Here is a 13,081-nt window from a genome sequence, read left to right on the forward strand (position 1 = left end):
CGTTTGTGGGAGAAAAATCTCCATTTTATTACCCTCTTTTTAACGATAATCTGTTAGAATTAATCATAATCTAAAATTTTCTACAAGAACAGGAGTTTCCATGGCACTCAAAGTGGCGATTAACGGAACGGGCAGAATCGGAATTATCGTAGCAAAGATCATTGCAGAGCGCAGTGATATCGAGCTGGTAGCATTAAATACGACGGCGAAACCTGACATGTTGGAATATTTACTTAAATTTGACAGCGTCCATCGCGGAATCGACGCAAAAGTGATCGACGAGAATACAATTTCGATCGGCGGGAAAAATGTCCGTATGTTTCGTGAACGGGACATCGATAAAGTCGACTTCGGAAGCTGCGGCGCTGAAGTGGTTATCGAATGTACGGGCGTCTTTTTGGATCAGGAGAGCTGTCAAAAGCATTTAAAAAACGGAATTAAAAAGGTCATTATGTCGGCTCCGGCAAAAGATGACAGTCCGACATACGTTTTCGGTGTAAACTCGGATCAATATAAAGGCGAAGCGATTATCTCAAACGCCAGCTGTACGACCAACTGCCTCGGGCCGATCTGTAAAGTTCTTGACGATGCGTTCGGTATCGAAAACGGTTTGATGACAACGATCCACTCATATACCAATGACCAAAATATTTTGGACGTTAAACACTCAAAAGATCCTCGTCGTGCGCGTGCGGCGGCTCTTAACATGATCCCGACTTCTACGGGTGCGGCAAAGGCGATCGGCAAAGTCATGCCTCATTTGCTCGGCAAGCTTAACGGCTATGCGATGCGCGTACCGACGCCGGATGTTTCCGTCGTCGATTTGACCGTCAATTTGAAAAAAGAGGTCACTAAAGAAGATATCCATGCTGTTTTCAACGCTGCGGCAGCCGGTGATTTCAAAGGGTTGATTGAAGTCGATAACGACAAACGCGTATCGTGCGATTTCATCGGATCGACCTACAGTTCGACGTATGTTCCGGACATGACGAGTGTCGTTGACGGACATACGGTCAAAGTTTTAGCATGGTATGACAACGAGTGGGGATACAGCAGCCGTTTGGTTGATATGACGGTTCTTATCGGTACACGATAATGCTGACCTATACGAACCATTTCGATACGAAAACACTCGATCCTTTCACCCTTGAAAAAGGGTTTGAGGCGGTTCGTTACGAAGCTGCCTCGGGAGAGGTAGGCTACTATCATCTTCCTATTTCTTCACAGCCTCTTGTCGAAGAGCTCAAATCTCTCTATCACGATATCGACCGCCGTTTTAATACGATTGCAATCATCGGAATCGGGGGATCATCGTTGGGGATCAAGGCGATTGAGAGATTGCTCCGCCCCAGTACTCCAAATGCCAAAAAACTTATCTACCTCGAAAATTCTGATCCCATCAGCATTATGCAGGAGATGAAACAGATCGATAAGTTTCGTACCCTTTTTATCGTTATATCCAAATCGGGCGGTACGGTAGAGACCCTTTCCATCTTTAAACGTCTTGTCGTAAGTTTTGAACTCCCGCTGGATCATTCCGATCAGATTTATGTCGTGAGCGATGAGAATTCTATCCTAGCCCATTTCGCCGATGAGCACCATTTGCGCCGTTTTGTTATACCGAGTAATGTCGGAGGACGATTTTCGGTTTTAAGCGCCGTAGGTATGGTTCCGTTAACGCTGGCAGGGTTTGATACGGCTGCAATACTCAAAGGGGCACAAACCTTTTTAGAGCAATTCTGGAACCGCCAGGAAGAGCATATGCTCCAAAAAGCGGCCTATTACGTAACCCAAAGCGATCAGTATCCTATGAATGTCCTTTTTGCCTATTCCGATACGTTTGAAGAGTTCGGTAAATGGGTCGTTCAGATATGGGGCGAATCGCTCGGCAAACGTAACCGCCGAGGTGAACGGGTCGGGTTGACTCCGATTTCCTTGATAGGTTCGGTCGATCAGCACTCGTTTTTGCAGTTGATTATTGAAGGGCCGTTGAATAAAACCGTTACCTTTATGCATATTGAGCATTCGGAAGATCATCTTATGATTCCCGAACTTTCACTCCATTATTTGGAAAAAAGTGATTTTGTCAACGGAAAGAGTTTCAATGAACTGATCAACGCGCAGTGCCACGCTACGATGCAGAGTGTTTTGCAAAGCGGTGTCAGTGTGGATGAGATAGCTTGGAAACAAATCGATGAGGCTTCTGTGGGAGAGTTGATTCTCTATTATGAGCTTTTGACGTCGCTAAGCGGGGCATTGCTGGAGATTAACACGTATGACCAGCCGGGGGTAGAAATCGGCAAAAAGATATTAGAAACTCAGTTCTAAATCTTCTTACACTTCGTTTAGGCCAAGTGCCTAAACATTCTTCATCAAATCGTCTTCCGATTCTTTATTCAGAGCATCCATAATCGTGAAGAGCATTTGACTTTGATCTTCCATATCTTGGAAGCTGCTGAGAATCTCTTCTTTGTGATAGATGGAGGTATCTTCTTTTTCAATATATTGCATATTATGTAGAACGATTGTATGAACATTTGCATGAGGCTGTTCCATACTTTTATAGCTTGGAAGATGTACGAAACGCTCTTGACCTTGTCCAGAATCGTACCATTTGCCTAGGCGGCAGCCGTGATGATCGGAAAATTCAGCCTCTTTTTGTCCGTTGGCAATGCTTTTATAGGCGTTGGATTTAAAGATGATATGGTCGATTTTCGCCAACGTAATAAAGGTCGTGTTTTCGATAGCGGTTGTCTGCAATGCCGCTTTTTTGGCATCTTCATTGAACATGTGGATCGTTTGGCGGAACGAACCGATCGATTCGCTCGACTCTTGGGCGATATCGTTCATGATTTCTGAATTTGAATGAATTTCAGTGGTCTCTTGCTGAAGTGTCTGGACGGCGATACCGATCTCTCCGGTCGCTTTTTGGGTCCGCTCGGCGAGTTTGCGCACTTCATCAGCTACGACGGCGAATCCGCGTCCGTGCTCTCCGGCACGTGCCGCTTCGATCGCAGCATTGAGAGCCAGAAGATTGGTCTGATCGGCAATATCTTTGATCAGATTGACGACTGAGCTGATTTCACCCGTTTTTTCGTTGAGCGAGTTGATAGCATCGACGGAAACCTGAACCAACTCGATAAGACGGCTTAGTTTACCGATAATTTCTTCAAGCTCTTCAACGCTGTGAGACGATTTTTCTGAGGTTGTCTGACTGATCGCTGCAATCGTGTGAAGACGCTGAATGGTATTTTGAAGATCTTTTTGTATCACTTCCATACCACCGCCGACGCCTGCACCGATTTTTCCTAATGAACTGTTAAGAAGCGATTTTTGGATATGAAGATAGGTTGAATGCATCGAACCGATAGCCATATTGACAAAATTACTGGCTTCTTTGTATTCTCCTTGCAACCCTTGGGTATTGATTTTACGGTGGAATTCATCACGGCTTGCCGCTTCGACGCTGGCACGGATTTCACGGATAAAAACTTCAGTCTGGTCGAGCATATTGTTGGTATTCCAGCACAGGTTGTGAAGTTCGCCGTGGTCTTTGATATTGGTGATACGGCTCTCTAAATGTCCGACTTCCGCCGATTTTATAACGGCGGCTACTTCATGGATTGTTTTTTGCGCTTCACGGATATTGATAAACACAAACCATGCAAGGCCGAAATTGGCAATATTTAAGAGTCGAATCCAACTCCATCCGTATAGAATAACTTCGATAAAAAGGGCAACAACAAAAAGGGCTATCGAAATGATATTGGCATACTGAACTTTAGATAGAGAGGATAAATTCGTCATATGACATCCCTTTGTCTTTGAGTATTTGATTGAGTGCCGCTTCCGAAGCGGCTATACCGCCGTTTTTTTCTTTTTGCAACAAAGCGGTATACAGCGGTTTTATGATATTTAGTGCATTTTGTGTCGGTTTGCGCCGTACTGAATGGTAATTGCTGATTTTTCGGTTAGTATCAAATGACGGGGTTACATGGGCAAATACCCAGTAAAAATCACCGTTCTTGGTTTTATTTTTTACGTAGGCGAATATTTCTTTCCCCTCTTTAATACGGCTCCAAAGGAGCTTGAACACAATTGCGGGCATCTCTTCATGCCGCAATATATTATGCGGCTGATGAAGCAGTTCTTTCTCTTCATAGCCGGACATCTTAATAAAAAGGGCATTACCGTACGTAATTTTTCCGCTCAAATCGGTTTTAGATACGATAAACTCTTCGTCACCGAAAGATAGTTCTTGGTTAGACATAATCATCCTCATCTGCATAATAAAAAATCATAAACCGTTTCCGCTAGTCTAACAGCCATTTCCTGAATGTTTTCCCTTTTATCGGCCGATTAACCAGTTTTTGATAAATATTTTCGGCTATGTTGCGGGGGACCGCAACATAGCTGAGATGGTCAAGCTGATCGATTTTTCCGATCTCTTCTTTGCTCAGGCCGCACTCATGGATTAGCGCTCCGACAATGTCGCCTGCACGGAGTTTTTCTTTTTTGCCGGCATCGATACAGATCGTGCGCATTAGGGTTTTTAATGGGGATGCATTTTTAATGCCAGGGAGTTCTATTGGGGTGACGGGACGTTTTAAATCGATAAACCGTTCATATTGGTAGTGATTGACCAGGGTAATGGCAATACCGTTTTTTCCTGCCCGTCCGGTACGTCCGATACGGTGGGTGTAGCGTTCGTTTTGAATCGGTACTTCGTAGTTGATAATGGCGTCCAGCCCTTCAATATCGATTCCGCGGCCGGCGACATCGGTAGCGACAAGGATAGGGGCGCTTAGATTGCGAAATTGGATGATCGCTTCGTTGCGGTCGAACTGCTCCATATCTCCGTGAAGGGTAAGGGCATGTACTCCGATGCGGTTTAAATCCTCGCATAATGCATTTGCGTCTACTTTCGTATTGCAAAAAATGATCGTATTGGTAATTCCGTGAAGTTGAAGCACCATGCTGATCGCGGGGAGTTTATCGTTACAGAGATAGGCGATCTCCTCAATTTTGGGTTTACTGAGCGAATGCTCGGCAGTGACCATGACGGGGTCTTTCATAAAATCCGAAGTGATGGTTTGGATCGATTCGGGAAAGGTGGCGGAGAAAAGGAGGCTTTGGCGTGATGGCGGCGTAAAACCTAGAATAGAGGTAATATCTTCGATAAATCCCATATCGATCATCTGATCGGCTTCATCGAGTACTACCGTTTGGATTTGAGCCGGATCAAATGTCTCCATCTGAAGCAATTTCAAGACGCGCCCCGGGGTGCCGACGATGATATGGGCGCCGTGTTTGAGCGAATGAATCTGCCCTTTCATCGGAACCCCTCCGCAGAGGGTGAGAACTTTGATATTGCCGATTTCAGATGCTAACGAACGGATCACTTTTGCCACTTGTTCGGCAAGTTCGCGGGTAGGGCAGAGGATCAGTGACTGGGTGCCGAAGGATTTGGGGTTGATCCGTTCCAAAACGCCTAGTCCGAATGCCAAGGTTTTTCCGCTTCCGGTGGCGGCTTGGGCGATACAATCTTTTTTTTGTAAGATAACAGGCAAAGCTTGCGATTGAATAGAGGTCATTTGAGTAAACTCCAACCGTTTCAATGCTTCTTTTAGGGGGATACGTAATGCTAAGGTTTCGAAGGTGGACATTGTGTCGCTTTATAATATAGATACGCGATTATAGCATAGTTGGAAATCCCCCGCAGGGGAGGGAGTTTGAGTGGTATGCGTTATACGGCTTTAATCGTAACGCCGTATTTTTCTTCAGCCACGTTGCGCGCTTGAAGCGAATACGAAGCGATCTCGTTAAAGTTGAGATATTTGTAAACGTCATCCGCTTTTCCTGCCAATTTCTCAGGAACGATGCTCATGTATTCCGCTACGGTCGGGATACGTCCGAGTTTTGCACATACCGCTGCTAGCTCGGCTGATCCTAGGTAAACCTGAGTCCCTTTACCAAGACGGTTGTCGAAGTTACGGGTAGAGGTTGAGAATACGGTTGATCCTTCGCGTGAACTCGCTTGGTTACCCATACAGAGTGAACATCCCGGAACTTCGGTTTGTGCTGCGATCGCTTTGTAAACGTCGTAGTACCCTTCGTTGATAAGTTGTTGCTCATCCATACGGGTCGGAGGAACGATCCAGAACTTTTCAACCGCAATTTTGCCTTCGCCGCGCATTACTTCACCCGCTGCACGGTAGTGACCGATATTGGTCATACAGCTGCCCAAGAATACTTCATCGATTTTTTCACCCGCAACTTCGCTGAGCAATTTAACATTGTCAGGATCGTTCGGACAAGCAAGGATCGGCTCTTTAACTTCATTAAGATCGATTTCGATGATCGCTGCATACTCTGCATCCGCATCCGGTTCCATCAATGACGGAGCGGCCAACCACTCTTTCATTTTATCGGCGCGGCGTTGAAGCGTGCGAGCATCTTCGTAACCGTCTTTAATCATCGCTTCGATCAGCGTTACGTTTGATTTTAGGTATTCGATAACCGGTTCTTTGTTTAAACGAACGGTACAAGCAGCCGCTGAACGCTCAGCCGATGCATCGGAAAGTTCGAACGCTTGTTCCACTTTCATGTTCGGAAGACCTTCGATTTCCAACACACGTCCGTTGAAGATATTTTTCTTACCTTTTTTCTCAACCGTGAGTAATCCTTGTTTGATCGCATAATACGGGATCGCGTTAACGAGATCACGTAAAGTGATACCCGGCTGCATTTCACCTTTGAAGCGTACAAGAACGGATTCCGGCATTTCAAGAGGCATAGAACCGGTAACCGCTGCAAACGCAACAAGACCTGAACCTGCAGGGAAACTCACACCGATCGGGAAACGGGTATGAGAGTCACCGCCGGTTCCTACAGTATCCGGAAGAACCATACGGTTCAACCATGAATGGATAACACCGTCCGCAGGACGAAGAGCTACACCGCTGCGTGAGCTGATGAATGCCGGCAATGTTGCGTGCAATTTCACGTCGGACGGTTTAGGATACGCCGCCGTATGACAGAAAGACTGCAATACGAAATCAGCCGAGAAACCGAGAGCTGAAAGCTCTTTGATCTCATCGCGCGTCATCGGTCCGGTAGTATCTTGGCTACCTACGGTGCTAGTCATCGGCTCGCAGTACATACCCGGGCGTACCCCTTCCATACCGCATGCTTTACCGACCATTTTTTGAGCAAGGGTATACCCTTTGCCCGTATCGGCAGGCTGGATTGGAGTTGCGAAAATAGTTGCCGGAGCCATACCGAGTGCCGCACGTGCTTTAGCCGTTAAACCGCGGCCGATGATCAACGGAATACGTCCGCCTGCACGTACTTCATCTTCGATCGTATTCGGACGAAGGCTGAATGTAGCGATTTGCGTACCGTTTTTAGTAATAGTTCCCGCTTTTGTATCGATATCGAGTACATCACCGGTTTCCATTTGAGATACGTCGGCTTCAATCGGCAATGCGCCTGAATCTTCACACGTAGCGAAGAAGATCGGAGCGATAATGCTTCCGATTACAACACCGCCGGTACGTTTGTTCGGGATACCCGGAATATCGTCACCCATGTGCCATTGAACAGAGTTTGCAGCAGACTTACGGCTTGAACCGGTTCCGACAACGTCACCGACGTAAGCGATCTGTTTCCCCATTTTTTTAAGTTCAGCGATTTTAGCGATACCTTCAGGCATTTTAGCCGAAAGCATAGTTGTCGCATGAAGCGGGATATCCGAACGGGTAAATGCCGCACTTGCAGGAGAGAGGTCATCCGTATTCGTTTCACCCGGGAATTTGAAAACAACAACGCTGAATTTTTCAGCAAGCGGTTTTTTCGCTGTGAACCACTCCGCATCAGCCCATGATTGAAGAACTTCTTTAGCATATTTGTTCGTTTGTGACAGATCGACGATATCGTTGAACGCATCGTATACCAATAGGGTATGTTTGAGTTCATGCGCCGCTTCGTTTGCGATGGCATCGTTGCTGAGTGCGTCGATTAGAGGCTTAACATTATATCCTCCGACCATTTTACCGAGGATTTTAATAGCCGCTTTTTTATGATCATCGCTGTTGATATCGCTGTTATCAGCCAAGAAAGCTTTTACTTGACCTTGGACGACTTGGTGTAAAAATGCCGCTTTAACGTGAGCACCGTCATCCACACCCGGATTGACACGCTCTGCAAGCATTTCGACCAATTCAGCGTTTTTAGAGCTCTCTGCCGTAATTAGTTCAACAAGAGCGGTAACTTGCTCTTTTGTAAGTGGCAACGGGGGGATTCCCTGTGCTTCACGTTCCGCTACGTGTGCTTTGTATTCGTCCATAAAAGCCATAGTGACTCCTGTGCATGTTAATTTTGAATGATTATATCAGAAGAAAAAATCAGTTTAATCACAGTGTTACTATATTACTCAATTCTTTTTGATTTTACCGAAAAAAATGAGTAATAAAGTAACATATAGAAAATTTTGCATAAGAATATTTTTTTTTTCAAAAAGAAAGAATGGGATAAAAAGTTACAAATCCGGTGGATGCGGAAAAATTCCGCACAGATGGAGTTAAAAAGGGTCGTTGACGATAATGTCACGATTCCCTTTGGCATTTGGGGCGGAGAGGATACCGTTGTTTTCAAGCTGCTCTATAAGACGGGCAGAGCGATTGTAGCCGATTTGAAGTCGCCGCTGCAAATAACTGATAGAGGTTTTTTGCTCCGTGAGGACAATGTTTTTTGCCTCTTCATAAAGCTCGTCAGACTCTTCATCATTTCCGCTTCCGCTATCGGATTTCGCAACATCTTCTTTATCGCGAAGAAATCGACGATCATATTCCGGCTCACGCTGTGCTTTGAGGAAATCAACCACTTTTTCGATTTCGACTTCGGTACTCCACGGAGCATGCAGCCGTACAAGGCCGCTCATCCCCGGAGGGGTAAAGAGCATATCCCCACGGCCGAGGAGCGATTCGGCCCCCATGCCGTCGAGGATGATCTTACTGTCGATTTTCTGCCCCACTTTGTAACTGATACGAGAGGGGAGATTGGCTTTGATCAGACCGGTGACGACATCGACGCTCGGGCGCTGGGTCGCTACGATGAGATGGATACCGCTAGCGCGGGCCATTTGGGCAAGACGTGCGATCGAATATTCGACATCTTTTCCGCTGGTCATCATCAAATCGGCCAGCTCATCGATAATAACGACGATGTAGGGGAGAAGATCGTGCCCCTCTTTTTTCGCTTTTTCATTAAAGTTTTCGATATTTTTGGTACGTGTCTCGCTCATCAGCTGATAACGGCGTTCCATTTCGTAGACCATATTGTTGAGGGCTGAAATAGCTTCTTTAGGTTTGGTGATGACCGGGGTCAAAAGGTGCGGTATCTCATTATAGATAGAGAACTCCAGCATTTTCGGGTCAATCATCAAAAGTTTGAGCTGATCGGGCGAGTTTTTGTACAGCAGACTCAGAATCATCGAGTTGATACCGACACTCTTACCGCTCCCTGTTGTCCCTGCGATCAAAAGATGGGGAAGCTTTTTAAGATCGGTGATAAACGGTTTTCCGACGATATCTTTTCCTAATATCAATGTGAGCGGGGAAGCCGCTTCTTGGAAAAGCTGGCTTTCCAGCATCTCGCGCAGATAGATCGTTTCGACGGTTTTATTCGGTATTTCGATCCCTACGACATCTTTGCCGGGAATAGGGGCTTGAATCCGGATCGTCTGCGCTTTGAGTGCCATCGCTAGGTCATCTTGAAGTCCCAGAATTTTTGAAACTTTGATATTGGCGGCCGGTTTAAACTCAAATGTGGAGACGACAGGTCCGGCGTAGGTTCGTACCACATCCCCTTCGATATTAAAGTGCTTGAGTTTTTCGATCAAATCACGGATTTTATCATCCAGCTCCGCTTCGTCCACCAAAGTCTGTTTCTTAGGGGGATTTTGAAAGAAATCCAAAGGGGGAAGCTTGAAATTTTTCGGTTTTTCGCTGACCCCTTTGTCGATTTGTTCCAAGAGCATTTTATTCTCTTCGAGTTCATCAACGACAAGTGCGTGCTGTTTGGACTCTTTGACTTTTTTTGCCATACTCAAAATCGTTGACTCTTTAGGAGTGATGTCGGCTGTTTTCGGGGTTTCTTCAGTCTCAGCAGGTTCTGAGAAAAGAGTTTCATTCGGTTTTGATACGGGAACATGTGAGTTTGTTTCATGGTGTTGCACAACAGGTGCCGGTTCAAAAACCGGAACAAACGGTTTTTCTTCTTCGTGATGTATCGCAAACTCTTCTTTGATATTGTCTGATGCGTAAATATCATCTGCATGAGCAGGCGTTTGGGTCGGTTTAGGAGAAGTCAGGGGTTTGTCCATATACTCTTTGATCGGCTGTGCGAGTTCGGATAGGCTTTGCTCCATCACTAAAATGATTGATACGGTAACCATCATGAGCCATAATATCCATAACCCGAAGACTCCGATATACAGTGATAAGAAGTCTACGATTGTTCCGACCAGGGCACCTCTGTAAATATCATCTACCACCATTGCCTGAAAAAATAGGAGGGCGAAAAAGAGTAAAGCGAAAATTCCGGTCATTTCCAGACGTCGATGTAGGTCACCATGGTATTTATACCAATAAAACAGGGGGACCATTAAAAGGAGAAGATAGGTATACGCCACATATCCGAACACATGGACATTCATCTGGGCAAATGATTCGCCGTATGCTCCGATTATGGACGCATCCGCGATAATTGTCGCAATTCCTAAATAAAATAAAATACCGAAGCCGGCAATAAACAGTGTATCGCGTAAAATGAGAGATCCTTGCAATTCAGGTTGAAAAGTAGATCGATTATAGCAAAAAAGGGGATATAAACCCCTTTTATTGCACTATGCTATAAATAATTGACAAGAGAAAGTTGAGAAACTTTTGAGATATTAGATAAAAGTGCCTGGTAATTAAGTGTAAGCTGCTGCAATTTCAATTGCGATTCGGCAATATCCGTATCGATGACATCGGACTGAAGTGTTTTGGTACTGATGATTAGAAGATCGCTTCGGTCAGATGAAGCCTGCAGGACTTGAGAATAAGACCCCGCTAATGTTTGAAGACGCGAAACATGATCGGTAAGATCATCCATTTTCTGAATCGAGTTTTGAATGCCGATATTTCGAGGGTCTATATCGTCTTGCCCGTTTGCCTGCATTTTTCCTTCTTCAACCGATTTTATCATCTCTTCGATTTCATCAAAAAAGTTTTTTTTCGGATCGCTGATCGTTAAAGCGTTATTAGTTTGAAACGAAAGTGCGTTTCCCGTAATCAGAGGAGGGAAAAAACTGCTGCTTGTCTGATCATACAATGCAAGCTCAGCGCGGGTTGTCGGATGATTCAAATCTTCAAACCCTAGATTACCGGTTGTACTCAATGAGACTTTGCCTAATACATTTGAAGCACTGATAGCGGCATCATAGCTTACCGGATCATTCGGTACCGTCGGCAAGGTATTGGTTACCGCCATATTCACGACGTCCATAAGCTGCTGATAGGTAACTTCATTTGCATTGGAAGGAATACCTTCCAATGCCTCTTTCACACCGTTTGCATTTAAGTCATTAAAAGCCGATCCGTAGATAGAGTAGGTAGTTCCGCCGATATTATCGGTAAAGGTGGACGGCGTTCCTAGATTAATGCTGATATCGTATGCAGAACCGTTTATATTGGTCCCTTTTAATGCTAAAATTCTGCCGTTGACATTGTTTGAACCCGATGCGTCGACAAGTTTATCGCTCGGAGTGGCGTACACATTGGTATCTTTTAAAATCTGCGACATATTGGATAAAAGCTTTGCCCCGTCTTTTGTAAAATTAAATTGGTCGTAAATTAACCCCTCTATAGTAGCTGTAGAATCGGTAGGTGCCAGGCCGCTTTTGACAAATTCTTTGATGTAGAGCTGATTTGAGCCTGAGAGGACATCGGCAAAATCGGTTGTTCCCGATTGCAGCGTACTTAAATCCGGCGTATCAGCACTGTCAATACCGTCACTGCCCAAATCCATGGCACCGATCATATGGAAATCCAATTTGCTCGAGCCGGCAATTTTGTCCTTAATCTCAATTTGTCCGCGGGTATTAATGGTGACATCGACTTGATTGGGAGCGAACGCATCACTGATTTCTCTCGTTAAATCTTCCATTGTCGCATCTGTTCCCAGAGTAATTTTTTGTTTAAATGTTTCTCCGGTTGAACGGGTTCCTTGGATGTAAAAATAAGCTTTTCTCAACGGATCGTCAGTAGCATCGCTATTGGTGTCCCCCATTAAATCACGTATGGTACTGCTGGAAGTTATATACGTTTCTTTCGAGAAACTATCGGGTATTTGTGAACCTTGCATAATATTCGGATAGAGATCCGTTAAACTTGTTTGGGGAACGTTGGTCGTAATTTTACGATTGATTATACTTTCGTCACCGAAAAAAAGTTGGGCTCCGGAAATGTTGTACGGTTGTTTAAGACCTGCGCCCAAGAAGGCTTCCAAGGTTTTGTCGTTTCCTTTGTAGTTACCGTTTTCGTCAATCGGTTTTACGGAGAGTGCTGTTCCGGAAAAGATAAACTGCCCGCCAATCGATGTATTGGCCAATGTAAGCAAATGGTTTTGTAATCCGCGTAAATCCTGCGCAATAGCATTTCGGCTCGCATCCGATTGGGTGTCCGACGCTGCATTTAGGAGTTTTACTTTCATTGATTCGAGTGTTTTTACGATATCACCGATCGTCGTATCGGTTTGCGTAGAGAATTTATAAGCATTTTGAGCACTGTTTTTAACTTGCCCAAGTGTTGTTAACTCATCGTCTAAACGAATCGTATTGATAAATATGCTCGGATCTTCATGTGCATATTGAATTTTTTGGCCGGATGAAATTTGTTTGTTGACATCAAACAATTGTTTATTAATTTTATTATTTTCGCCATATATATTATTGTAGTAAGAGCCTGATGTAATTCTCATGTCAAATCCTTTTGTACAAGCATATCTGCCTAAAGCAATAAAAGTTCCATACTCTATT

The 13,081-nt window shown here is 44.9% G+C and carries 8 protein-coding genes and 1 pseudogene; 2 read left to right on the forward strand and 7 right to left on the reverse strand.

The features are described 5' to 3' along the window. Positions 1–100 precede the first annotated feature (100 nt). Together gap and SULKU_RS05950 are read left to right on the forward strand one after the other, a co-directional pair. Positions 101–1,096, forward strand: coding sequence for a type I glyceraldehyde-3-phosphate dehydrogenase (gene gap, locus SULKU_RS05945; RefSeq protein ID WP_013460040.1), 996 nt, complete (start codon positions 101–103; stop codon positions 1,094–1,096). Beyond that, a complete protein-coding gene (locus SULKU_RS05950; protein ID WP_013460041.1) occupies positions 1,096–2,328 on the forward strand; it encodes a glucose-6-phosphate isomerase in 1,233 nt (410 codons plus the stop codon). The genes gap and SULKU_RS05950 overlap by 1 nt, the downstream gene beginning before the upstream one ends. 30 nt (positions 2,329–2,358) lie before the next feature. On the opposite strand, the gene SULKU_RS15145 is transcribed toward SULKU_RS05950, so the two are convergent. From SULKU_RS15145 to SULKU_RS05980, 7 genes and pseudogenes are all read right to left on the reverse strand, one after another. Further along, positions 2,359–2,790, reverse strand: coding sequence for a CZB domain-containing protein (locus SULKU_RS15145; RefSeq protein ID WP_245535170.1), 432 nt, complete (start codon positions 2,788–2,790; stop codon positions 2,359–2,361). Between the two features lie 12 nt (positions 2,791–2,802). Beyond that, positions 2,803–3,081, reverse strand: a pseudogene (locus tag SULKU_RS15435) (methyl-accepting chemotaxis protein); the annotation flags it as partial. A gap of 700 nt (positions 3,082–3,781) precedes the next feature. Further along, positions 3,782–4,270, reverse strand: coding sequence for a PAS domain-containing protein (locus SULKU_RS05960; protein WP_013460043.1), 489 nt, complete (start codon positions 4,268–4,270; stop codon positions 3,782–3,784). Between the two features lie 43 nt (positions 4,271–4,313). After that, positions 4,314–5,666 carry an ATP-dependent RNA helicase DbpA gene (dbpA, locus tag SULKU_RS05965; protein ID WP_013460044.1) on the reverse strand — a complete coding sequence of 451 codons (1,353 nt, stop codon included), beginning with the start codon at positions 5,664–5,666 and terminating at the stop codon, positions 4,314–4,316. Between the two features lie 80 nt (positions 5,667–5,746). Next, positions 5,747–8,356, reverse strand: coding sequence for a bifunctional aconitate hydratase 2/2-methylisocitrate dehydratase (acnB, locus tag SULKU_RS05970; protein ID WP_013460045.1), 2,610 nt, complete (start codon positions 8,354–8,356; stop codon positions 5,747–5,749). A 225-nt stretch (positions 8,357–8,581) separates the two neighbouring features. Beyond that, positions 8,582–10,846 carry an FtsK/SpoIIIE family DNA translocase gene (locus SULKU_RS05975; protein WP_013460046.1) on the reverse strand — a complete coding sequence of 755 codons (2,265 nt, stop codon included), beginning with the start codon at positions 10,844–10,846 and terminating at the stop codon, positions 8,582–8,584. 65 nt (positions 10,847–10,911) lie between these two features. Continuing rightward, positions 10,912–13,023 (reverse strand): flagellin N-terminal helical domain-containing protein, encoded by a 2,112-nt coding sequence (locus SULKU_RS05980; RefSeq protein ID WP_013460047.1) that lies wholly within the window; start codon positions 13,021–13,023, stop codon positions 10,912–10,914. Positions 13,024–13,081: the final 58 nt, after the last annotated feature.

Source organism: Sulfuricurvum kujiense DSM 16994 (genome assembly GCF_000183725.1).
In the GTDB taxonomy this organism is placed as follows: Bacteria; Campylobacterota; Campylobacteria; order Campylobacterales; family Sulfurimonadaceae; genus Sulfuricurvum; species Sulfuricurvum kujiense.